The organism is Marinobacter sp. LV10R520-4, assembly GCF_002563815.1.
In the GTDB taxonomy this organism is placed as follows: domain Bacteria; phylum Pseudomonadota; class Gammaproteobacteria; order Pseudomonadales; family Oleiphilaceae; genus Marinobacter.
Genome location: NZ_PDJM01000001.1, coordinates 1,988,131 through 2,009,910 on the forward strand (window position 1 = coordinate 1,988,131; position 21,780 = coordinate 2,009,910).

Here is a 21,780-nt window from a genome sequence, read left to right on the forward strand (position 1 = left end):
GCTTTCAGGTTTTAGCACGTCGCAAACCCTGACGTTGGCCGGCCTGAATTATTTTAGGCCGGCTTTTTTCATGTCTGGCTTGCGTCGAAGGCGCGGGTTATTATTACGCAGCAGCTTACGGCTCTTCGGTAGTGGCTTCCGGCTCTGCTTCCAGCCACTGAGTCAGTGCCTGGCGGCATTCATCCAGGCCGGTTTTGTTGCTGGAGGAGAACATGATTAAATGCTGCACGCAGCTGAACTCGTTCAGCTTCTGGCGAATGCCCAGCATGGCCGTTTTAGCTTGGCCAGATTTCAGTTTGTCGGACTTTGTCGCCAGAATCATCAGCGGCATGTCGTTGTGCTGACACCATTGCACCATTGTTTGGTCGAATTCGGTCAAGGGGTGGCGAATATCCATGACCAGCACCAAACCGCGCAGGCAGCGACGATCGTTCAAATAATGGCCCAAGTGGGTTTGCCAGTCGTCTTTCATGTCACGAGACACTCTGGCATAACCGTAACCGGGCAAGTCTACCAGCCGGGCATTTTCCCGGTTTAGCGAAAAAAAGTTGATAAGCCGGGTGCGCCCGGGGGTTTTGCTGGTTCGCGCCAGTTTGCCATTTACGGTGATAGTGTTCAATGCGCTGGATTTGCCGGCGTTGGAGCGGCCGGCAAAAGCGACTTCTGCGCCAATATCCGCCGGGCATTCGTTCAGCTTCGACGCGCTGACCATAAATCGGGCACTATTGAAAGACAGGCTTTTTTGAGTCAGATCAGAGTCCACGGCTATTGGCTTTCCTTTGGATTTCAGTTAGCAGGAATTAATGTATAATGCTACACCAATTCCGGGCGGTGCGCTTGACGTGTCCGCAGTTTCAGCCCCGGTATTGTGCCTGAACGGTCCAGTCCTTACGGCTGCACAACCAAGAATATTTTAAGATGAGAGAAGCGGAGCGAGCATGAAGAAACTGATCGCAGGAGTTGTTCTCGGTGTCAGCCTTACAGCGATGGCGCACGGGGCAGGAGATCCTCAAGCAGGTGAACAGAACGCAGCAGCATGCCAGGCCTGTCATGGCCAGGGTGGCGCGAAGCCAATAATGGGCTTGTACCCGAAAATTGCGGGTTTGGGTGAAAAATATCTGCACAACCAATTGGTTGCCATCCAGCAAGATCAGCGTGTCATTGTTGAAATGACAGGTCAGCTAACGGGTAAGTCCGATCAGGATCTGCAGGATCTTGCGGCCTATTTCGACAGCCAGGACAGGGGCGTAAACCAGGCTAATCCGGATTTGGTTGCTCAGGGTCAGGCCTTGTATCGCGGCGGTAATATGGCATCGGGTGTTCCATCCTGTGCCGGTTGTCACAACCCGCAAGGGCATGGCAACGCGCCTGGTGGTTACCCGGCATTGGGTGGCCAGAACGCGGAATACGTGGCCAAGCAGTTGCACGCCTACCAGGACGGTACTCGTGCTAACGGCAGTAACGCAGCGATCATGATGGACGTTGCGTCCAAGTTGACCGATGCTGAAATTGAAGCTGTCGCCAGCTATGTTTCTGGGCTTAACTGAGTTAGATAGTTGTTTTAGTAAAAAACCCTGCTCAAGCAGGGTTTTTTGTTATTTACCGGACGGTAACCCGATTGGCGCCGGTGTAAATGGAACTTTCTCGCCGTCTGTGGTCATAATCTACCTTACGCAATCAACAAGTCGGAGACAGTGAATGATTAAGACAGTGATAAAGGCCGCCTTACTGGCGGGAGCTATGGCCATTGCATTACCCGCTATGGCGGCGGAGTGGCAGCAAGGCACCCACTACAAAGTGCTGGATAACCCCGTGCGAACCGATCAGGCCGATAAAATAGAGGTCGCTGAGGTGTTCTGGTACGGCTGCCCCCACTGCTATTCATTCAAGCCGTTATCCGAAGAATATGAAAGCAACGCGCCAGACTACGTGGACTATGTTCGTTTGCCGGCTGCTTTGGGTAAATCCTGGGAGCCCCACGCTTACGCGTTTTATGCGCTGCAGGCCATGGGTGAGCTGGACAAGGTTCACAACGCGCTGTTCGAGGCTTTGGTAGTAGAGCGCCGGCAGCTGAGCACGCAGGAAGCCCTGGCGGACTTTGTTGCCGAGCACGATGTGGATTCAGATGAATTTCTGAAGAACTACAAGAGTTTTGGCGTGAATGCTCGCATGCAACAGGCTCAGGCCAAAATCCGCGGTGCGCGAGTGACCGGAACACCGACTATGCTGGTAAATGGCAAGTATCTGGTTACTGCTTCTACTGCCGGTAGCCCAGAAGCGGCGATTGAAGTGGTTGAATACCTGGTTGCCCTGGAACACGGCGACGGCGAGTAAGCGCGGGAAGCGGTTTAGCAGTCGACCCGTGAATTCTTTCAGTATAGGTGGCTATGTATAAGCGTTTGCGCAATCAGTGGAATGATATGCGGCGCTCCGCAGGTGGTGCCCGTGGCAGCTCATCGGGTGTGGACCACGTTCCGGATTTTGCGGAAGATGGCCACATCCGGCTGCTGACGTTCAATATACAGGTGGGTATCAGCACGTCGTCATACCGACACTATCTGACCCGCAGCTGGCAACACGTGTTGCCCAATCGTAGCCGTTTTGAAAACCTGGACCGGATTGCCACGCTGCTCAGTAACTACGACGTTATTGCGCTACAGGAATGTGACGGTGGCAGTTTGCGCAGCGGCCATATCAATCAGGTTCAATACCTGGCCGAGGCCGCTGGTATACCCTATTGGTATCAGCAGCTGAACCGTAATCTTGGACAGTTTGCCCAACACAGTAACGGTTTGCTGAGCCGGTTTCGGCCGATCGAAGTAAAAGAGCACCGTTTGCCGGGGTTGATTCCCGGCCGTGGTGTGATAGTCGCCAAGTACGGCAATCCGGAAGACCCGCTGTTGCTGGTCATGATGCACCTGTCGTTGAGTAAATCGGCCCAGCAGCGCCAGCTGGGCTTTGTTAGTGACCTGATCAACGATTATCGTCACGTGGTATTGATGGGCGACATGAACGCTCATGCGGAGCAGCTGCTGACCAATACCCCACTGAAGCAGACCGACTTGATTCCGTTGCCGGCAAACGCTCACAGTTTTCCTAGCTGGCGCCCTGAAAAAGCGCTGGATCATATTCTGGTGAGCCCGAGCCTGCAGGTTCATAGCTCCGGCGTGGTCAGTTACCCGATGTCAGATCATCTGCCCATTGCTTTGGACATTACTCTACCGAAACCGGATGCTTCTTAGCCATAAAAAAACCCGACTCGCTGGTCGGGTTTTTTTATGGTTGCCAGATCAATTACTTGATCTTGGCTTCCTTGTAAGTCACGTGCTTACGTACAACCGGGTCGAACTTGCTCAGCTGGATTTTCTCCGGCGTGTTGCGCTTGTTCTTCATGGTGGTGTAAAAGTGACCTGTGCCTGCTGATGAAACCAGCTTGATTTTTTCGCGCATGATATGGCTCCTTAAAATTTCTCGCCACGGGCACGAAGATCGGCCAGTACGATGTCAATACCTTTTTTGTCGATGATGCGCATGCCCTTGGTGGATACGCGCAGCTTCACGAAGCGCTTCTCGGTTTCAACCCAAAAGCGGTGGCTCTGCAGATTCGGCAGAAAACGACGACGAGTGTGATTCATCGCGTGGGATACGTTGTTACCAGCAACCGGACGCTTACCGGTAACTTGACAAACTCTGGACATACTTGCCTCCGACCTTGAGCTATGGTCTTAATAATCGAATTCGTTGATTGCGTCTCTGGTTGCCTAGGGGGCAGTTAGAGCTCCCTGTTCGCGTCTAAAAACCGAACGTAGCTCGCCAGACGCCGCCAGAAAGGGACGCTTTTATACCAGAACTGGCAGCCCAACGCAAAAAATTGTTGGGAAATTGTTCAATTTCCGAGCTTGGTTAACCCAAGTCTACATCAAACCCCGTTCTGCTAGTGATACTACCTCACCGTGGCCCACAACCATATGGTCAAGAACCCTGATATCCACCAGCGCCAGAGCGTCTTTTAGGCGTTTGGTCAGTGCGATGTCGGCCTGGCTGGGTTCGGCGACACCGCTTGGGTGATTGTGGGCAAATATAACCGCTGCTGCGTTGTCTTCCAGCGCCTGGCGCACCACTTCTCGCGGATATACCGCGGCGCCGTCAATGGTGCCACGGAACAGCTCGCGATAATGGATTATCCGGTGCCGGTTATCCAGAAACAGGGCGGCGAAGACTTCGTGGGGGTAAGTGCCCAGGCGGCTGGCCAGGAAACGCCGGGTATCTTCGGGGGATTTTAATGGATCGCCTTGGCGCAGAGGTTCGTCTGTTACCCGTCGTGCCATTTCCATGGCCGCCTGCATTTGCGCGTACTTGGCGGTACCCAGGCCTTTCACGCTGCAGAACTGACGGCTGGACACGGTCATAATGCTGCGCAATCCGCCAAAGGTTTCTAAAAGATACCTGGCCATTTCCATTACGGGCATACCGCGGGTGCCGGTACGCAGGAAGATGGCCAGCAGCTCTGCGTCTGACAAAGACCCTGCGCCGTGGGCCATCAAGCGCTCACGGGGGCGTTCATCAGTGGGCCATAATGCTACGAATGGCGCTGACCCTGTGTTGGCGAACGGTGCTGCGGTGCTGTCTGCGACGGCTGAAATTGCTTTGGTGGGTGGCACCCGAGTGGTCTCGGCAGAGGGTTTGACGGAACTGGATGTCGCCTGGGGATTTCTCATGATTGCATCCTTGCAAATGAAAGAGCGGCTGGCTCGAACCGCTGCTTATGGGAACTGGTTCCAGATTACTGGAAAAAAAGTACGCTGGTAAGCCGGGCGTGCTCAGCGGCGGGCTGTCTGTGGCGCTGTGGCGTGATATGTTACTGCTTTTGCAACGCATGAGGACATGCCCCTATGGCTGGCACACAAATTCTTGTTGGCGTTACCGGCGGCATCGCAACTTATAAAACAGCGGAGCTGGTGCGGCTGTTAAAAAAAGCGGGGCATTCGGTGCAGGTGGTGATGACCCGTGGCGCTGAGGCTTTTGTGACTCCGCTGACGTTTCAGGCGTTGAGCGGGCAGCCGGTGCGTACCTCGTTGCTAGACCCGGAAGCCGAGGCTGGCATGGGCCACATTGAGCTGGCGAAATGGGCGCAACGGATCATTGTGGCCCCGGCCTCGGCGGATTTTATGGCGCGCCTGGCGGCGGGCATGGCCGATGACCTGCTGGCCACGGTGTGCAGTGCTGCCGAAGTGCCCATTGCCCTGGTGCCGGCGATGAATCAGGCCATGTGGGCTAATCATCGCACCCAGCGGGTGGTGCAGTTGCTGCAAGCGGACCCCCAGATTCGCCTGTGGGGACCGGCGGAAGGCCAGCAGGCCTGCGGTGATAACGGCCTGGGGCGGATGCTGGAGCCAGAGCAGATCATGCAGGCGCTGGCTCACGAGCAAGCGCAAATCGATAATAGCGCCGGCGGTGCGTTTGCTGGCAAGCGCCTGGTGATTACCGCCGGACCAACCCGTGAACCTATTGACCCGGTACGCTATATCAGCAACCGAAGCTCCGGCAAAATGGGCTACGCTCTGGCCATAGCCGCGCGGGCTGCCGGTGCGGACGTTGTGCTGGTAAGCGGGCCGGTGAATCTGCCGCCGCCCGCAGGTATAGACCTGCGCTCGGTGATGACCGCAGAACAAATGCTTGAAACGACGATGGCGGCGGTTGATGAGGGCTGTGATCTGTTTATCGCCACCGCTGCGGTGGCTGATTATCGGCCGCAGGATTACGCCAGCGACAAACTCAAGAAATCCGCCGCCCAGATGACACTGGCACTGGTGCGCAACCCGGACACTCTGGCTGCCGTGGCAGCGCGGGCAGACGCGCCATTTACCGTGGGTTTTGCGGCGGAAACCAATGACGTTGCCCGTTACGCCCTCAGCAAGATGCGCCAAAAGGGCCTGGATATGATTGTGGCCAATGACGTGTCGGTGCCTGGCCTGGGCTTTAACAGCGATAACAACGCCGTCACTGTATTTACCGCTGCCGACCAGATCCACCTTGGACCCTGTGCCAAGCAGCAGATTGCGCACGAGCTGGTGGCGCTGATTGCGCCGCGCCTGAATGCACTCCAAAATAATTCTGACCGGAAACCTTCATGACCCGCAAAAAACTTCAGATCCGTGTATTGGATGAGCGTATTGGCCAAAGCATAGCGTTTCCTGCCTATGCCACCGATGGCTCTGCGGGCCTGGATTTGCGTGCCTGTCTGTCACAGCCTCTGGTGCTGGAGCCGGGTGACACCCAGCTGATTGGTACTGGCCTGGCGATTCATATTGCAGATCCGGCTCTGGCGGCGTTGATACTCCCGCGCAGCGGCCTGGGTCACAAACACGGCATTGTACTGGGCAATTTGGTAGGCCTGATTGATTCCGACTACCAGGGCGAGTTGATGGTGTCTTGCTGGAACCGCGGTCAAACCCGGTTTACCGTTGAGCCCGGAGAGCGCCTGGCGCAGCTGGTGCTGGTACCGGTCGTGCAAGCTGAATTTGAAGTGGTTGATGAGTTTGACAGCAGCCACCGGGGTACGGGTGGATTTGGTTCAACCGGCCGCAACTAGGGTTGTTGATCGGCAGCAGCGCCCCAAGTAGCTGCTTTGCAGCTATACTTTGCGAATGAGCTTAGCAAGACCCTAGCAATCACCAGGCCCGCAAGTGAGTGTGAGCCGGAACAATGAAAAACGCAGGAAAGATCCATGAAGCTGGGCAAAAAGAAGACCCCTGACAATCAGGCCCCGGACCATTCTGAGGATGCCAAGCCCTCGATGCGGGCAAAAAAAACGTCTGTCAAATCCGATAAGGACGCAGGTTCGGCGAATCGCATGCGAACACTGGGCAGTGTTGCTCTGAGCCAGGCGTTGATTGTTGTTGTTGCTACTGCTTTGGCTTTGGCTCTGGTTTTTTTCCTGATTTTGCAGCCGGCCAGCGAGCGCCAGTTCGAGGTGACGGCCCAGGCGGCGGCAGACAACGCCGCAAGCCGGGTTAACGGCTACCTGTCACTGCTACAGCAAAGCGTGCAGGGCCTGGCAACGCAGCCGGGCCTTGTCGATGCCGTCAGCGGCGGCGGTGATCTGTCGCAGGCTGCGAAGCAGTTACAGAACAGCTTGCCGGATGTAGTCGCCGTTTATTTGTTCCCACGTCGTGCCATTCCGCGCTCGGCCACCAACGACCCGATGCTGGGCTTTGCCGGTCTGGAGCTAGCGCGCAAGGCGGAAACCGGTCGCCCGCTTTTTCCGGATGCCTTTCCCCGCGATAACCGCTGGTTCATACATTTGGCCGCGCCGGTGAAAATGTCCGGCAACAATCCCGTAGCCGGCACTTTGTTGATGGTGTTTGACGCCACCAGCCTTCAGCCCCTGTTGGTTGATGGCCAGAATAATGGCGCCTTGGCGCTGCGCCAGACCGTGTCAGAAACCACCAGCACTGTCTTAAGCCAGGGCACGGGTTTAAATCAGGGTAATGGCGGCGGAGAGCCGCGCATTGCGACCCTGAAAAACCCGGATTGGAGCATTGCGTACACGCCCGCAGGGCAAGCGCAAATGCCGGTGAACATTCTGTTGGCAGCGCTGCTGCTGGCGGTTCCGCTGCTGGCTGCAGCGATTGCGGTTTGGGTATTGCTGAGCCGCGCGCAGCGCTCGTTACGCCGAGACACCACCCTGGTTATCGAATGGGCTCACAAAGCTTACTCCGGCGAGCGCAGCAAGTTACCGGCTCTGCACTGGGATGCAGTCGCGTCGCTCGCCGAGGTGCTTTATCGATTGTCTCAGGTCGTGGAAAAGCGTATCAGCAAGGCCAGTGAGGGCGGACGCCCGGCAGCTGCGGGTAAAAAATGCCCTACGGCGGATGCTGAGCCGCTGTTCCAGGATAAAGACCTGCCCGATGTGGATATGCTTGATGGCGACGAAGACGTTCTGGGTTTTGGCGGCGTGTCTGCCGAACCGCTGTTTGGCGCTGACGCACTGCCGGATGTAGAAGAGCAGGATGAGTCACCGGCGTTGTCAGCGGATATTTTCCGTGCTTACGACATACGCGGTATTGTTGACGAAACCCTGACCGAATCCGGTGTTGAACTGATCGGCCGGGCTATTGGTTCCGAAGCCCTGGCGCGGGGCGTCAGCACGCTGTGCGTGGGTTATGACGGTCGCCATTCCAGCCCCGGACTGGCAGAGGCGGTTGCACGGGGTCTTATGGCCAGCGGGTGCAACGTAATACACGTTGGCGCAGTGCCTACCCCGGTGCTGTACTTTGCCACCCACCAGCTTGAGACAGGCTCTGGTGTGATGGTTACCGGAAGCCATAATCCGGCTAACTACAACGGCCTGAAGATCATGCTTGGCGGTGAAACCCTGTCTGGTGATGCCATTAAAACACTGCACCAGCGCATTCTGAACGGCAACTTGGCCCAGGGTAATGGCAGCCAGTCGTCGCAAGACGTAAGGCGTGCCTATCTGGATACCATTGTCGGCGACATCGCCGTTGCTGCGCCGTTGAAAGTGGTGGTTGATGCGGGTAACGGTATTGCCGGCGAGCTGGGCCCTATGCTGATTGACGAGCTGGGGTGCGACGTTATTCCACTGTATTGCGATGTTGATGGCGACTTCCCCAACCACCATCCGGATCCGGGCAAACCCGAGAATCTGCGAGACTTGATCGCCAAGGTCCAAAAGGAGGGCGCTGACTTGGGCATCGCCTTTGATGGCGATGGTGACCGGATTGGTGTGGTGACCAATCGCGGCCGCATTATCTGGCCCGACCGACTGTTGATGCTGTTTGCCCGCGATGTGGTATCGCGCAATCCCGGTGCCGACGTTTTGTACGATGTGAAATGCAGCCGCCGCCTCGCAGGGGTGATATCCCAGGCTGGCGGCCGGCCGGTTATGTGGAAAACCGGACATTCGCTGATGAAAGCCAAAATGCGGGAAACCGGCGCGTTGCTGGCCGGGGAGATGAGCGGTCACATATTTTTTGCCGAGCGCTGGTACGGTTTTGATGATGGCCTTTACGCCGCTGCGCGTTTATTGGAGATTCTCGGTATTGAAGACCGTCACAGCGACGAAGTGTTTGAGGATTTCCCCGAGGACATCAGCACGCCGGAGTTGAATATCGAGGTCACCGAAGCGTCCAAGTTCGGCATCGTTGAACGTCTGAGTGCCCAGGGTGAGTTTGGTGACGGCAGTATCAGCACGATTGACGGGGTGCGAGTGGAGTATGGCGACGGCTGGGGCCTGTGCCGGGCTTCTAATACCACACCGGCGCTGGTGCTGCGTTTTGAGGCAGAATCCGAGGAGGCGCTGGCGCGCATTAAAACCGTGTTTCGTGAGCAGCTTCGGCAAGTGGCACCAGAGCTGAAAGCCACATTCTGAACCCTCGTGGCAAAATTCGAATTTCATAACAGTAAGGCAAAAGCATGTCGTTGAATCGTGAAACAGCCGTTCAGGTAGCGTCGGTACTTAGCAAGGGGCTGCCCTATATCCAGCGCTTTACCGGTAAGACCGTGGTCATCAAATACGGTGGCAACGCCATGGAAAACGAGGACCTTAAAAGCAGTTTTGCCCGTGATGTGGTGTTGATGAAGCTGGTGGGTATCAACCCCATTGTGGTGCACGGCGGCGGGCCGCAGATTGGTGAATTGCTGGCGCGATTAAATATCGAGTCACGCTTTGTGAACGGTATGCGTGTTACCGACGCCCAGACGATGGACGTCGTTGAAATGGTGCTGGGCGGCCAGGTTAATAAGGAAATTGTGTCGCTGATCAACGCCGAGGGCGGCACGGCCATCGGCTTGACCGGAAAAGACGCCAATTTGATCCGCGCCCGCAAACTGGAAGTGGTTGATCGCAGTCCGGAGCTGGAGCGTCCGGAAATTATCGATATCGGCCGCGTGGGCGAGGTGGTCAGTGTGAACGTGGGCGTTATAGACATGCTCACCCGCGGCAACGTGATACCGGTTATTGCCCCCATCGGCGTTGGCCCGGATGGCAAGTCTTACAACATCAACGCTGACTTGGTGGCCGGCAAAGTGGCTGAAGCCATGAAGGCCGAAAAGCTCATTCTTCTGACCAACGTTTCCGGTTTGAAAAGCAAAGAGGGCAAGGTGCTGACCGGTTTGACCGCCAGCCAGGTCAACGACCTGATTGAAGACGGCACTATCCACGGCGGCATGTTGCCGAAAATACGTTGCGCCCTAAGCGCGGTTGAAAACGGCGTGCGCACGTCGCACATTATTGACGGCCGTGTGGCCAATGCCTGCTTGCTGGAAATCTTCACCGACGAGGGTGTGGGTACCTTGATCTCCAGGAACTGATCTCCAGGAACTGACCTGCAAAACGGATCCGATGTGCAAGGAGTGAAGGCATGAAACGCCTGTTGTTATGGCTGCTGATTTTAACCGTTCTGGCTTGGGCCGGTTACAAGGGCGGTGTCTGGTGGCTTGCGGATCAGCGTATGAATGACGCGCGGCTGGCCTTGAACCATTATGGCGCGCTGGAGCGCGGTGCAATTCATTCAGGCGTGCGCGGTCGGTTATTGCTAAAAGACGGCCAGTGGCAGGACTTCCGCCTGACCCAGCCGCTGGCCGTGCTCATTGCAGAGTTAACCACTCGTTCGCCGCTGTCATTAATCAATCTGTTGCACACCCCGGCCGCAGAGACGCCGAGTTAATCACCGATGAGCTCGGCAGTGTTGAATTGAACTGGTCCAATGCCTGGGTAGACTGGCGCGCGCCCCAGGAAGCGCTGGCTCGTGGTTCGTTGGACATCACCCTGCGCGACGGCGGTGTTATGCGACGTGTGGCTGCCTGGTGCGCTCGCGAGGCTGGCCTTTCAACCAAGCAATGGGCTGGTCGTTCGGTGGCCCAGTTACGTCAGGGGCTTCTGGCCCGGGGTTGGCAGGCCAGTTCGCAGTTGCTGGCACTGTACCGCCAATGGTTGCTCGAGGGCGGTGAATTGCAAGCCACGCTGAGGTTAGCCGAACCGGCTCTGGGATTGCCCATTTATACGGAAGAAACCAACGCATCCAGCCGCCTTGGTGCGGTCGTATCTTATAACGATGCGAGCGTGCCGGATGTGTTTCTGTTAAGTGATAGCCGCCCTTCGGCAACGCCACAACAACCGGTTTTTAAGGCGCAACAGCCGCAAACTGAATCCGCCGAGGGCTGGTTGGTGCAGCCTGTTGCGGCAGCGGAACAATGGCTTGGGCAAAAAGTCAGGATTACGCTGCGCAATAACAATCGTGTCGCAGGTCGCCTGGTGCGAGTAACCGACGATGAAATTGAGGTGGCTCGTTTGGTGGCCGGCGGCGAAGTGGCTTACCCCATGCAGCGTGCGGCCGTAGCCGGGTTTGAGGTATGGCGGCGTAACCGCCCGCTGAATTCAAACAACAATGATTGACGGAGAACCCGCAATGGCTCAGTTAACGGCAGTCTCGGACAGTGCTGCGAGCGGTGCAGTTATGCCGCCATCTATTTTGGAGATGTTGACGGCATTGATTGCAGCGCCATCAATTTCCAGCTCCTCGGCGAAGTGGGATTCCAGCAATCGCGGTGTGATTGACTTGCTGGCGCAGTGGCTGGGGCCCATGGGTTTTGCGGTAGAAATTCTGCCGGTGCCGAATATGCCCGGCAAGTTCAATCTGATTGCCACCCTGGGCAGCGGCCCTGGGGGTCTTGTGCTGGCAGGGCACACCGACACAGTCCCGTTTGACGAAAAACGCTGGCACAGCGATCCGTTCACGCTGACAGAGCGGGATAACCGCTGGTATGGCCTTGGTACCTGCGACATGAAAGGTTTTTTTGCCCTTGCCATTGATGCCGCCAGAGAGTTTGTGGGCCAGCCACTGCAGCAACCGCTGATCATTGTTGCGACCGCCGACGAAGAAAGCTCGATGGATGGCGCCCGCGCGCTGGCAGAGGCGGGCAAGCCCAAGGCGCGCTATGCGGTGATTGGCGAGCCCACTAGCTTGCGCCCGATTCGTATGCACAAAGGCATCATGATGGAGCGCCTGGTGTTTGAGGGGCAGGCTGGGCATTCTTCCAATCCTGAGCTGGGTCGCAACGCGCTGGAAGGCATGCACCAGGCGATGGGCGAACTGCTGACCCTGCGCTCCCAGTGGCAGCAGCAGTATCGCAATCCGAGCTTTGACGTGCAGGTGCCAACTCTAAACCTTGGTTGCATACACGGTGGTGACAACCCCAACCGCATATGCGGTCGGTGTGAGCTGCACTTTGACCTACGCCCGCTACCGGGTATGGATATGGGCGCTCTGCGCCAGGCCATTTTAGAAAAGATAGCACCAGTGGCCAGTGAGCGCGGCCTGAAGCTCAAGTTTGAGCCATTATTTGACGGCGTGCCGCCGTTTGAAACAGCAGCGGATGCCGCTCTGGTTGCAGCCTGCGAAAAACTCACTGGCCACACCGCAGGGTCGGTCGCCTTCGCCACAGAGGCGCCGTGGATGCAGCGTTTGGGTCTGGAAACTCTGGTGATGGGCCCAGGCTCTATTGACCAGGCTCACCAGCCCGACGAGTTTCTGGCGCAATCACAGATTACACCGACCGTGAACATACTGCGTCAGCTTGTGAGGCAGTTTTGTTTGTAATATTCCTTTTGCCCGGAGATTTGAATTGAACGCTAACGGCTGGTTGCACGGCTTTCGCCATTCGTCGCCTTACATTAATGCACACCGCGGCCGTACCGTGGTACTGACCCTGCCGGGCGATGCCATCCGCCAGGAAAATTTCATCAATATCGTTCACGATATTGCCTTGCTGAGCAGCTTGGGCGTGCGATTAGTTGTAGCGTTCGGTGCCCGCTCCCAGATACAACAACGGCTGCAAGACGCGGGCCTTGAGTCCACCTTTGCCCGCGGCTTGCGGGTAACCACCGAACAGCACTTGCCGCTGGTGATGGAAGCCATAGGCGGATTACGGGCATACATAGAGAGCCAGTTGTCTATGGGCCTGGTCAGCTCGCCCATGCACAATGCACGCATACGGGTGTGCAGCGGCAACTATGTGACCGCTAAACCGGTTGGCGTATTAGACGGTGTCGATTTTGGTTATACCGGCAAGGTTCGGCGCGTTGATGTTTCCGGTATCGAAAAGCTGCTCGACCAGGGCCAGATCGTGTTGTTGCCGCCCATGGGTTTCTCCCCCACCGGTGACGTTTTTAATCTGTCCTACGAAGACGTTGGAAGCCAGGTAGCCGCCGCTTTGCGCGCTGAAAAGCTGATGATTTTTATCGACGACCCCGGCCTGCTGACGGAGGACGGAACGCTGGTGCGTGAATTATCTGCGGCTCAGGCAGCCGACCAGTTGAGTGCGGGCCAGGTGACAGGCCACGATGCCGAGCTATTAAAAGCGGCTTGCGATGCTTGTGTCAAGGGTGTACGCCGCGCCCACATCATCAGCTATCTGGACGACGGTGCGCTGCTCAAGGAACTGTTTACCCGTGACGGTTCCGGTACGCTGGTCAGTGGCGACACTTACGAGCAGATCCGACCTGCCAGGGTAGAAGACGTGGGGGGTATTACCAATCTGATTTATCCGCTGGAAGAGCAGGGGATTCTGGTGCGGCGCTCGCCAGAAATGCTAGAAACCGAAATTGGCCGTTTTGTGGTGGCCGAACGCGATGGCACCATTGTGGGGTGTGCCGCGCTTTACCCCTACGGCCAAGATGACGCCGGCGAGCTGTCGTGTTTTGCAGTTGACCCCAATTACCGCCGCGCCGGACGCGGCGATGAAATACTGGCGATGATTGAGCAGCAGGCTCGTGCTCAGGGTTTGCAGCGTCTGTTTGTGCTGACCACGCAAACCGAGCACTGGTTTCGCGAGCGGGATTTCAAAGCGATGCCGGTACAGTCGCTGCCGGGCCCGAGACTGGCGGTTTACAACACCCAGCGCAACTCCAAAGTTTTTTGTAAAGCTCTTTGAGTAACGAGTTCATGGAATCTACAGAACGACGCAGTAGCCCCAGAAAACCCATAAAACTTGCGGCCCAACTGGATTTGGGGCGCGGTGAAAATTGGCCGTGCCAAATCGCCGATTTTTGTGCGGAAGGCTTGTTTATCCGCTATTCCCAAGCGGTTTCCCAAAAGCTTGATGCGGCTTTGGGTGACGCGGACGGGCAAAGCCTGCTGGTGCGTTTTCGTGGCTCGGACAGTTCCTGGGTGTCGGGCCAGCGCCATCAGTTACAGGTACAGATGCGCCATCGCGTTGAACGTGCCATGGGCGTTTGTTTTGTGGAGGCCAACGCCGTGGCCGTCAGTGCCATGTTGCAGCAGTGCAGTGGCGCACGTTTGGAAGGCTATGCCCATTTGCGTGCACCCAGCGAGCGGGTGCAGTTTGTGCTGCACCAGTGCGCCAAAGCCGTGGTGCAGTTTATTGACCCTTTAATGCAGGAGTGCCTGAATCAAACCTTTGCTGCGCTTCAGGCTCACGCCCGCGAGGCGGGTAACAACCAGCTGTCTAACGAACTGATGGACGCCTCTGGTCAGTTGAATAGCCGCCAACGCTTAGTGTGGCAGAAAATGGCAAAAAGTCTGGAATCTCCGCTAAAGCCGGTATCCAAAGCGGGGCCAGCTGGCTCTCTGGCGGTGGTCGACAAGAGCGAATTTGAAGACTGGCTCAGCCTGCGGGTGATGATAACGAAGGCGGACACGCTTTACCGAGGTCCGTTGTTGCAGTTGAAGTTGCGTCTGGACAGCCTGAACGTTGCAAATGCGACTGGCCATACCAATCCGCTTGGTCCTTCACTGGTCTGCGAATCATTGCGGGATGGGCTGGCTCCCCTGCGAATGTCTCGCGAGGTCGAAAAAGTTGCCTTTGGTGTGTTCGAACACACCGTTCTGCAACAGCTGGAACCGCTTTATGCGGAGCTAAATAACATATTGATCCGCCAAGGCGTTTTGCCCGATCTGGACCTGACTAAATACCTGGCTGATGTCCAGCGTAGCGAATCAGCATTTGAAGCGAGCAAACCAGCCGAGCGATCAGCACAGCAGACTGTTGCCAGTTTGGAGTCTGGGGCACATTCGCAAACACAGCCAAAGCCGGCGGCAGAGTTTCGATCCGCGCCAGAGCCCGGTTCTGGCGAGAAATCCGTTCAATTTCAGGAGCACGCCCGGCTTGCCCGCCACGCGTTCAGCACGGTGCGCAGCCTGCTAGATACTCTGGCTAGCAGTCGCGCTGCGCAAAGCCAGGTGCGAAGCGATGAGTTCCCGGCGAACGCTCCGCCCCTAAGCAGCGTCCAGTTGCAGCAACAACTGCAGCAGCTGCAGACCGTGGCTTTGCCTGCCAACGATAGCGCCGCCAGTTTGCGGGAGCGCTTGATCAGCAAGGTGCGCGCAGACGGTCAGGGAAAGCTTGATACCGAACAGCAGGGTGCCGTGGATGTGGTTGACCGTTTTTTCGAAAGCCTGCGCGAGAGCCCGAAACTGGACGACTCCACTCATCGCCACCTGCGCCAACTGGAAGTTCCAGTGTTGAAAGTGGTGATGCGTGATCCGGACTTTTTTGAAGACCAGCAAAGCCCGGTTCGCGGTGTGCTTAACCGTTTGGCCCAGCTTGGCAGCCGCGGCAGCAAGGTCAATCCGGTTATTCAACGCCGGGTGGAAGAATTAATTCAGTCTATTGTGACCGGCTTCGAGCACGACCTGGGCGTATTTGAGCGCGTAGCGGAAGAGCTGATAGAGCGTCAGAAGCGGGTGTGTCAGCGCAATGTTGAGCGGGTCAAGGCGGCTGCTGAAGGCGCACAAAAAGTTGCCGAGTCTAAACAGGCCGTAGAAGACACTCTGCAGGCCCGGTTGGCGGGTAAAACCGTGCCGAAAGCGCTTAATAGCCTTCTGGCCGGCGGTTGGCGTGATTTGTTGTCGCTAACCTGGATCCGCCATGGGCCAGATAGCAAGCTATGGCACGATTATCTGGGTGCAGTGGATTCTCTGGTGCTGTTTACTAAAGACCCGGATAGCGAGATTAACCTGCCGGAGTTGCTGCGCACCATTCAGGATGGCTTGTCCTCTATTTCAAGCAGTCACTTGCCGTCTGCTCAGATTCGTGACGAACTGCGCCAGTTTCTGGTACGCGATCCAAAATCGGCGCCAGAGTTGGTGGCTATACCGGAAGCGCCCGCAGCGCCGTCGCGTCTGCGCACCCTGCCAGAGCAGGCGCAACGTTGGCGCAAGCGCGTCCAAGAGCTGCACACCGGTGACTGGCTGCGTGACCAACACCCGTCTAACGAGCTGTTTTATATTCGCCTGGTGTGGATTGCCCGTGATTTCCAGCGTCTGGTGTTTGTGAACCATCAGGGCATGCGGGTGGTAGAGCTGGAACTGGATACGCTGGCGGATAAAATGCGCCAGGGCCATGTTGTGCCAGACCCACACTATCAGCGGCCTTTGGTGGACGAGGGCCTGGACCGTATGGTGTGTAAAGTGTATGACCAGCTGACCAGCGCCGCCAGCCACGATGAGCTGACCGGCTTATTGGAGCAGCGCGAGTTCGAGCGCCAGTTGGATCAGCAATTGACCTGCTGGCAAACGCCGCGAACCCTGTTGCGGCTGAGTCTGCGAAACTTCAGTAAGTTCAATGACAGTGCCGGCGAGCAAGCAGGCGACGCCTTGCTGCAGCAAATTGCGGCTATTTTGTCTGCGTGCTGTGCTGAAGACACTCCGATTGCGCGCCTGTCAGGCGCACAGTTTGCGCTGTTGCTGCCGGCAGAGGATGCCATGGCCCTGACCCGCGAGCTAAGCTGGCAGGTGTCAGTACTGCGACCGATACTGCGAGAGGCACTGTTCGTTCTGGAGTTGGGCGCAGCTCTGGTGCCGCAGCTGGAAACGCTGTTGAATCCTCATTTCTGGTTGGAAGTCGCGGAGCAGACACTGCGCGAAAGTGGCAGCACGCGAGAGACCGTTGCGGAATATCGGCCTGCGCCCGCAGAGAAGGCCCAGCAACAAAAAGTCGCGGCAAAAGTGGCCAGTCTGGAAGGTCAGCAGCAGGAGCGTCTGTTGCTGCGATGCCAGAAGATTATCCCGCTGCATCCCGAAACCCGCAGGCTGACCCAATACGATGTCTTGACCGGCGTTTACGATGACGACGGCAATCTGGTTGGCGGTAAAGACTTTATTCGTTTGGCTGAGCGCCACGACCAGATTCAGGCTTTGGACCGCTGGGTGCTGGGCTCCATGCTCGACTGGCTGGAGCACAAGGCCGATGACTTACCGCAATTTGGTGGCGTTGTCATCAATCTGTCTGGACATTCACTGAATGATCCAGCGCTGCTGGAGTTTATTTACGAGAAGCTGAGCGAACGTGAAGCACCCATCGAGCGTTTGTGCTTCGAAATCACAGAAGCCTCGGCGGTTCGCGATATGGCAGCGCTGGCGGGATTCGTGCGTGAAATGAAAGAGCTTGGGTGCTGTTTTTGCTTGGGTAATATGGGCAATGGCCCGGACTCCTTTCAGACATTGCGGTCGCTGCCGGTAGACATGCTGAAAATCGACAGCGCGCTGACGGCGAATCTCGCCAACAGCCAGAGCGATCAGACCATGTTACGTTCGATGGTGGAAATGGCGCATTATCTGGAGCGCGAGGTGATTGTAACTCAAGTAGAGTCACGCGAGCTGCTGGCATTGCTAGTGCAGCTAGGTGTGGATTACGCTCAGGGTACAGCCATTGAAAGGCCCGGCATGCTCGACAGCCTGGTATAACCGCGGAAGCCAGAAGTTTATGTCGAAACGCCATCCTATTATTGCCGTTACCGGTTCATCCGGTGCCGGCACCAGCACCACCGGCCGGATTTTTCGCCGCATGTTCGACAGCGAGGGCCTGAGCGCCGCCATGGTGGGTGGCGACAGTTTCCACCGTTATACTCGTGAGCAGATGGCGCGGCTGGCGGCCAAAGGGCAGTTCGGTGCCCGCAATCACTTTGCCCTGGGTGCCAATCACATCGACCGCCTGGAGTCGCTGTTTTACGATTACAGCCTGACTGGTAACGGGCGCTACCGCCAGTACGTGCACGATGAAGACTTTGCGCTGGTGGCAGAGGGCAATAAACCCGGCAGCTTCACACCCTGGCAGGACCTGCCGCCCGAAACCAGCTTGCTGTTTTACGAAGGCTTACACGGTGGCGTGGTCAGCGATGCCTTTAACATCGCCCAATACGTTGACCTGTTGATTGGCGTGGTGCCGATTGTAAATCTGGAATGGATCCAGAAAATCCACCGCGACACCCATAAACGTGGCTACAGTCAGGAAGCGGTGGTTGAAACGATTCTTAACCGCATGAACGACTACGTTCATGACATAGTGCCGCAGTTTTCCCATACCCACATTAACTTCCAGCGGGTGCCCCTGGTGGATACATCCAACCCGTTTGTGGTGCGTGATGTACCCACTGAAGACGAAAGCATGCTGGTGATTCACTTCCGCGACGCCCGCGAGGTGGATTTCCCCTATCTGCTACAGGTGATTCCCAACAGCGTGTTGTCGCGCCACGACACCCTGGCAATTCCCGGTACCAAAATGAGCCTGGCCATGGAGCTGATTGTGCGGCCTATGGTGCAACGGCTGATGGCACAGAAAGCCTTCGCCTGACGCTGTTCAAAGTGAACACGTTAGCTGGCCTGATGCACTTCATGGCTGTGGGTAATTTCTACCCCGCCGCTGGCCAGCATGATCGACGCCGAGCAGTACTTTTCGGCAGATAGAGCCACCGCCCGTGCTACCTGGTTATCTTTAAGGTTGTTGCCGGTCACTACGAAGTGCAGGTGGATTTTTGTGAACACCGCCGGCACCGCGTCGGCTCGTTCCGCGCTTAGTTCGGTGTGGCAGGCAGTGACGTCCTGACGGCTTTTTTTTAGAATGCTCATGACATCAAACGACGAACATCCGCCCAGCCCCATCAGTACCATTTCCATTGGCCGCGGGCCGCGATTCTGGCCCCCGAGGTCTGGCGGTCCGTCTAGTTGAACGCTGTGGCCGCTGGCGCTGGTTGCTTTGAAACTGGCTTCGCCGGTCCAGTCGATGGTTGCTTTCATCACAAGCTCTCCGCAGGTTTTATTGAGTGTTAATCTAATGAAAATGAATGGGCAGGATGCTAGCACAGAGCGGGAGAAGTCACAGCACCGGCAATAATTGACTCATAGCCAGCATACGCGTGAACTTGACCGTGCCGGCGGTTGTTGCTATCACGGAGGCGCTGAAGTGAGTTAAGGATGAAAAATTTATTAAAATAGCGCTATGATCAGGCCAAGATACCTTAGTGCTAATTTTCACGGAGGTGCCGCCCACGCCATGGCCACAATTTTGAAGCCTATTGATGATCGTACCAAGCATCTGGATTATTTCCTGTCGCAATGTCATCGCCGCCGTTTCCCGGCAAAAAGCACCATCATTTACGCGGGTGACAAGAGCGACTCGCTGTTTTTCATTGTGAAGGGCTCAGTAACGGTGATTATTGAGGATGAAAACGGGCGTGAAATGATCATGGCCTACCTGAACGTCGGCGACTTCTTTGGCGAGATGGGGCTGTTTGACAACCTGGATTGCCGTAGTGCCTGGGTGAAAGCCAAAACTGAGTGCGAAGTGGCGGAAATCAGTTACACAAAATTTCGCGAGATTGCCCAGCAGGACCCAAAGATTTTGTATTTCATTGGCGAGCAGGTGGCATCGCGCCTGCGTGAGACCACTCGAAAAGTGGGCGATCTGGCGTTTCTGGATGTTACCGGCCGGGTTGCTCGCACCCTGCTGGACCTGTGCAAGCAGCCAGACGCGATGACCCATCCGGATGGCATGCAGATCAAGATTACCCGCCAGGAAATTGGCCGTATTGTAGGCTGTTCCCGTGAAATGGTTGGCCGGGTACTGAAAACCCTGGAAGAGCAGGGTTTGGTGCGGGTAAAAGGCAAAACCATGGTGGTCTACGGTACGCGCTGAGTCGTTTCACGGCTTTGGTTTTTGTTTCGGTCTTGGCTTTGACCAAACGGGCGGATCAGTCGGCCAGAGCCGCCGCTTTTATCTGCAGCCATATAGGCTTGCCCGGGGTCAGTTCCAGAGCGTGTACAGAACGGGTGGTCAAACGCGCCAGAAATGGCGTATTGCCGGCCAGCACGCGCACCAGCGACGTGCCCGGGCTTATTTCTTCTGCAATTTCATCGATCCGGCCGTAGATCAGATTCTGGATGCTCTGGTCATGATTGGCGCTGAGCGCCAGGCTGACATCCTTTGCCAGTACCTGAACCCGCACATCGCTGCCTACCGAAATGCGCGGCTCGCTGGGAAGCCACAGTTGGCCGCCGTCAAATTCCGCAAGGCTCAGATGCCACTGGGTATCTTGAGTGGTAATGCGGGCCCGCAGAATAATGGCAGCGCCTTCTTCCAAACCAAAGGGCTGATCTGTGCGCGCCAGGGTCTGTTGCAGAGACCCACTGGCCGTTACCTGCCCCTGGTTCAGCATAACAACGTGATCTGCCAGCCTGGCGACTTCAGCCACCGAGTGGGACACGTACAAAATTGGCATGGCGAGAGCGTCACGCAGGCGTTCCAGGTAGGGTAGTATTTCCCGCTTGCTGGCCTGATCCAGTGCCGACAATGGCTCGTCCATCAGCAGCAACTGGGGGCTGGTCAGCAGGGCGCGGGCGATAGCCACCCGCTGGCGCTCACCGCCCGACAGCTTTTGCGGCATACGCTCCAGCAGGTGCGCCAGCCCCAGCCATTCTACCGCTTGGTCAAACTGAATCCGGCGCTGGCTAACGGGCACCCGGCGGTAACCGTAGTTGAGGTTGCGCTCTACCGACAAATGCGGAAACAATGAGGTCTCCTGAAACACGTAAGCCAGCGGGCGCTGATGCACGGCGCGACTTTCATGGGCGTTGTGCCAGGTGTCACCGTTCACCACCAATTCACCGTTGGCAGGTTGCAGGCCGGCAATGCAACGTAACAGGGTGGTTTTGCCGCAGCCGGAGTGCCCGAACAGCGCGGTTAATCCGCTGCCCGGTAAATCCAGATTCACATTCAGGGTAAAGTCACCAATGTGGCAGTGAAAGCGCGCCAGAATAGTATTATTTGCGCTCATTTCATCATACCCGAGTGCACGCGGCCATTCAGTGAATACAGCGCCACCAACACCACAAACGAGAACACCACCATACCGCCGGCGAGCCAGTGGGCCTGGGTGTATTCAATGGCTTCAACGTGGTCGTAGATGGCCACTGACAACACTTTGGTTTCCCCCGGAATATTGCCGCCAATCATCAGTATCACGCCAAATTCGCCAATAGTATGGGCAAAGGTGAGCACGGCGGCGGTCAAAAATCCCGGGCGGGCCAGTGGCATCACCACGGTAAAGAATCGGTCCATGGGCGAAGCTCGTAACGTAGCGGCCACTTCCAGAAGCTGATTGTTGATGCCGATAAAGGCGTTTTGCAGGGGTTGCACGGTAAACGGCAGTGAGTAAATCACCGACGCCACCACCAATCCCTCAAAGGTGAATGGTAGCAGTCCAAGGCCCAGCTGTTCGGTAAGTTGCCCGACAACGCCTTTTGGCCCCATCAGCAGCAATAAATAGAATCCCAGAACGGTAGGCGGCAGTACTAGCGGTAGTGCCACCACAGCAGCAATAGGCTGGCGCAGCCAGTGTTGGCTGCGGGCCAGCCACCAGGCAATCGGCGTGCCCACCACCGCCAGTATCAAGGTGGTCATGGTCGCCAGTTTCAGGGTCAGCCACACGGGCTCCCAGTAAGTTGCCATCATCGTTGCGGG

General features: G+C 56.7%; 21 protein-coding genes. 14 read left to right on the forward strand and 7 right to left on the reverse strand.

Going from position 1 to position 21,780, the window contains the following annotated elements; all coding sequences use genetic code 11:
- Nucleotides 1-115: 115 nt before the first annotated feature.
- Nucleotides 116-763 (reverse strand): ribosome biogenesis GTP-binding protein YihA/YsxC, encoded by a 648-nt coding sequence (yihA, locus tag ATG98_RS09580; protein WP_098422771.1) that lies wholly within the window; start codon nucleotides 761-763, stop codon nucleotides 116-118.
- A 175-nt stretch (nucleotides 764-938) separates the two neighbouring features.
- Here yihA and ATG98_RS09585 point away from each other — a divergent pair, with 175 nt between their 5' ends.
- From ATG98_RS09585 to ATG98_RS09595, 3 genes are all read left to right on the forward strand, one after another.
- Complete coding sequence (locus tag ATG98_RS09585; protein WP_098422773.1) at nucleotides 939-1,547, forward strand: c-type cytochrome; 609 nt, start codon at nucleotides 939-941, stop codon at nucleotides 1,545-1,547.
- 151 nt (nucleotides 1,548-1,698) lie between these two features.
- The gene (locus ATG98_RS09590; protein WP_098422775.1) at nucleotides 1,699-2,334 is read left to right on the forward strand and encodes a thiol:disulfide interchange protein DsbA/DsbL; all 636 of its coding nucleotides are present in this window, start codon (nucleotides 1,699-1,701) and stop codon (nucleotides 2,332-2,334) included.
- 53 nt (nucleotides 2,335-2,387) lie between these two features.
- Complete coding sequence (locus ATG98_RS09595; RefSeq protein ID WP_098422777.1) at nucleotides 2,388-3,242, forward strand: endonuclease/exonuclease/phosphatase family protein; 855 nt, start codon at nucleotides 2,388-2,390, stop codon at nucleotides 3,240-3,242.
- Nucleotides 3,243-3,294: 52 nt separating this feature from the next.
- On the opposite strand, the gene rpmG is transcribed toward ATG98_RS09595, so the two are convergent.
- The 3 genes from rpmG to radC form a co-directional block, all read right to left on the reverse strand.
- The gene (gene rpmG, locus ATG98_RS09600) at nucleotides 3,295-3,450 is read right to left on the reverse strand and encodes a 50S ribosomal protein L33 (RefSeq protein ID WP_007348364.1); all 156 of its coding nucleotides are present in this window, start codon (nucleotides 3,448-3,450) and stop codon (nucleotides 3,295-3,297) included.
- A gap of 11 nt (nucleotides 3,451-3,461) precedes the next feature.
- Complete coding sequence (gene rpmB, locus ATG98_RS09605; RefSeq protein ID WP_007348365.1) at nucleotides 3,462-3,698, reverse strand: 50S ribosomal protein L28; 237 nt, start codon at nucleotides 3,696-3,698, stop codon at nucleotides 3,462-3,464.
- A 216-nt stretch (nucleotides 3,699-3,914) separates the two neighbouring features.
- A complete protein-coding gene (radC, locus tag ATG98_RS09610; RefSeq protein WP_218925854.1) occupies nucleotides 3,915-4,718 on the reverse strand; it encodes a RadC family protein in 804 nt (267 codons plus the stop codon).
- 174 nt (nucleotides 4,719-4,892) lie between these two features.
- On the opposite strand from radC, the gene coaBC reads away from it, so the two are divergent.
- The 10 genes from coaBC to ATG98_RS09660 all read left to right on the forward strand — a co-directional run bounded on the left by coaBC (nucleotide 4,893) and on the right by ATG98_RS09660 (nucleotide 18,615).
- Nucleotides 4,893-6,134: a bifunctional phosphopantothenoylcysteine decarboxylase/phosphopantothenate--cysteine ligase CoaBC gene (gene coaBC / locus ATG98_RS09620; protein WP_098422780.1), complete on the forward strand. Its 1,242-nt coding sequence runs from the start codon at nucleotides 4,893-4,895 to the stop codon at nucleotides 6,132-6,134.
- Nucleotides 6,131-6,592, forward strand: coding sequence for a dUTP diphosphatase (gene dut, locus ATG98_RS09625; protein WP_098420850.1), 462 nt, complete (start codon nucleotides 6,131-6,133; stop codon nucleotides 6,590-6,592). Before coaBC ends, dut begins: the two co-directional genes overlap by 4 nt.
- Before the next feature lie 135 nt (nucleotides 6,593-6,727).
- A complete protein-coding gene (locus tag ATG98_RS22845) occupies nucleotides 6,728-9,394 on the forward strand; it encodes a phosphomannomutase/phosphoglucomutase (RefSeq protein WP_098422781.1) in 2,667 nt (888 codons plus the stop codon).
- Between the two features lie 44 nt (nucleotides 9,395-9,438).
- Nucleotides 9,439-10,335 carry an acetylglutamate kinase gene (gene argB / locus ATG98_RS09635; protein WP_098420852.1) on the forward strand — a complete coding sequence of 299 codons (897 nt, stop codon included), beginning with the start codon at nucleotides 9,439-9,441 and terminating at the stop codon, nucleotides 10,333-10,335.
- Between the two features lie 50 nt (nucleotides 10,336-10,385).
- Entirely contained in the window at nucleotides 10,386-10,691 is a 306-nt protein-coding gene (locus ATG98_RS22355; RefSeq protein WP_228706075.1) for a hypothetical protein, read from the forward strand.
- 26 nt (nucleotides 10,692-10,717) lie between these two features.
- Nucleotides 10,718-11,419 carry a hypothetical protein gene (locus ATG98_RS09640; protein WP_228706076.1) on the forward strand — a complete coding sequence of 234 codons (702 nt, stop codon included), beginning with the start codon at nucleotides 10,718-10,720 and terminating at the stop codon, nucleotides 11,417-11,419.
- 13 nt (nucleotides 11,420-11,432) lie between these two features.
- Complete coding sequence (gene argE / locus ATG98_RS09645; protein WP_098422783.1) at nucleotides 11,433-12,623, forward strand: acetylornithine deacetylase; 1,191 nt, start codon at nucleotides 11,433-11,435, stop codon at nucleotides 12,621-12,623.
- 25 nt (nucleotides 12,624-12,648) lie between these two features.
- Nucleotides 12,649-13,956 carry an amino-acid N-acetyltransferase gene (gene argA, locus ATG98_RS09650; RefSeq protein WP_098422784.1) on the forward strand — a complete coding sequence of 436 codons (1,308 nt, stop codon included), beginning with the start codon at nucleotides 12,649-12,651 and terminating at the stop codon, nucleotides 13,954-13,956.
- An 11-nt stretch (nucleotides 13,957-13,967) separates the two neighbouring features.
- Nucleotides 13,968-17,729, forward strand: coding sequence for a DUF1631 family protein (locus ATG98_RS09655; RefSeq protein ID WP_098422786.1), 3,762 nt, complete (start codon nucleotides 13,968-13,970; stop codon nucleotides 17,727-17,729).
- A gap of 19 nt (nucleotides 17,730-17,748) precedes the next feature.
- A complete protein-coding gene (locus tag ATG98_RS09660) occupies nucleotides 17,749-18,615 on the forward strand; it encodes a phosphoribulokinase (protein WP_098420855.1) in 867 nt (288 codons plus the stop codon).
- Nucleotides 18,616-18,635: 20 nt separating this feature from the next.
- On the opposite strand, the gene ATG98_RS09665 is transcribed toward ATG98_RS09660, so the two are convergent.
- Nucleotides 18,636-19,058 carry an OsmC family protein gene (locus ATG98_RS09665; protein ID WP_098420856.1) on the reverse strand — a complete coding sequence of 141 codons (423 nt, stop codon included), beginning with the start codon at nucleotides 19,056-19,058 and terminating at the stop codon, nucleotides 18,636-18,638.
- A 256-nt stretch (nucleotides 19,059-19,314) separates the two neighbouring features.
- Here ATG98_RS09665 and crp point away from each other — a divergent pair, with 256 nt between their 5' ends.
- A complete protein-coding gene (gene crp / locus ATG98_RS09670) occupies nucleotides 19,315-19,956 on the forward strand; it encodes a cAMP-activated global transcriptional regulator CRP (RefSeq protein WP_098422788.1) in 642 nt (213 codons plus the stop codon).
- A 55-nt stretch (nucleotides 19,957-20,011) separates the two neighbouring features.
- Here crp and modC read toward each other — a convergent pair whose 3' ends face one another.
- Together modC and modB are read right to left on the reverse strand one after the other, a co-directional pair.
- The gene (gene modC / locus ATG98_RS09675; protein WP_098420858.1) at nucleotides 20,012-21,094 is read right to left on the reverse strand and encodes a molybdenum ABC transporter ATP-binding protein; all 1,083 of its coding nucleotides are present in this window, start codon (nucleotides 21,092-21,094) and stop codon (nucleotides 20,012-20,014) included.
- Entirely contained in the window at nucleotides 21,091-21,771 is a 681-nt protein-coding gene (gene modB, locus ATG98_RS09680) for a molybdate ABC transporter permease subunit (RefSeq protein WP_007348387.1), read from the reverse strand. Before modB ends, modC begins: the two co-directional genes overlap by 4 nt.
- Nucleotides 21,772-21,780 lie beyond the last annotated feature (9 nt).

Coding starts and splice junctions, on each gene's coding strand:
- ATG98_RS09585 (WP_098422773.1), top strand. CDS start 939: ATGAAGAAACTGATCGCAGGAGTTGTTCTCGGTGTCAGCCTTACAGCG.
- ATG98_RS09590 (WP_098422775.1), top strand. CDS start 1,699: ATGATTAAGACAGTGATAAAGGCCGCCTTACTGGCGGGAGCTATGGCC.
- ATG98_RS09595 (WP_098422777.1), top strand. CDS start 2,388: ATGTATAAGCGTTTGCGCAATCAGTGGAATGATATGCGGCGCTCCGCA.
- rpmG (WP_007348364.1), bottom strand. CDS start 3,450: ATGCGCGAAAAAATCAAGCTGGTTTCATCAGCAGGCACAGGTCACTTT.
- rpmB (WP_007348365.1), bottom strand. CDS start 3,698: ATGTCCAGAGTTTGTCAAGTTACCGGTAAGCGTCCGGTTGCTGGTAAC.
- radC (WP_218925854.1), bottom strand. CDS start 4,718: ATGAGAAATCCCCAGGCGACATCCAGTTCCGTCAAACCCTCTGCCGAG.
- coaBC (WP_098422780.1), top strand. CDS start 4,893: ATGGCTGGCACACAAATTCTTGTTGGCGTTACCGGCGGCATCGCAACT.
- dut (WP_098420850.1), top strand. CDS start 6,131: ATGACCCGCAAAAAACTTCAGATCCGTGTATTGGATGAGCGTATTGGC.
- ATG98_RS22845 (WP_098422781.1), top strand. CDS start 6,728: ATGAAGCTGGGCAAAAAGAAGACCCCTGACAATCAGGCCCCGGACCAT.
- argB (WP_098420852.1), top strand. CDS start 9,439: ATGTCGTTGAATCGTGAAACAGCCGTTCAGGTAGCGTCGGTACTTAGC.
- ATG98_RS22355 (WP_228706075.1), top strand. CDS start 10,386: ATGAAACGCCTGTTGTTATGGCTGCTGATTTTAACCGTTCTGGCTTGG.
- argE (WP_098422783.1), top strand. CDS start 11,433: ATGGCTCAGTTAACGGCAGTCTCGGACAGTGCTGCGAGCGGTGCAGTT.
- ATG98_RS09655 (WP_098422786.1), top strand. CDS start 13,968: ATGGAATCTACAGAACGACGCAGTAGCCCCAGAAAACCCATAAAACTT.
- ATG98_RS09660 (WP_098420855.1), top strand. CDS start 17,749: ATGTCGAAACGCCATCCTATTATTGCCGTTACCGGTTCATCCGGTGCC.
- ATG98_RS09665 (WP_098420856.1), bottom strand. CDS start 19,058: ATGAAAGCAACCATCGACTGGACCGGCGAAGCCAGTTTCAAAGCAACC.
- crp (WP_098422788.1), top strand. CDS start 19,315: ATGGCCACAATTTTGAAGCCTATTGATGATCGTACCAAGCATCTGGAT.
- modC (WP_098420858.1), bottom strand. CDS start 21,094: ATGAGCGCAAATAATACTATTCTGGCGCGCTTTCACTGCCACATTGGT.
- modB (WP_007348387.1), bottom strand. CDS start 21,771: ATGATGGCAACTTACTGGGAGCCCGTGTGGCTGACCCTGAAACTGGCG.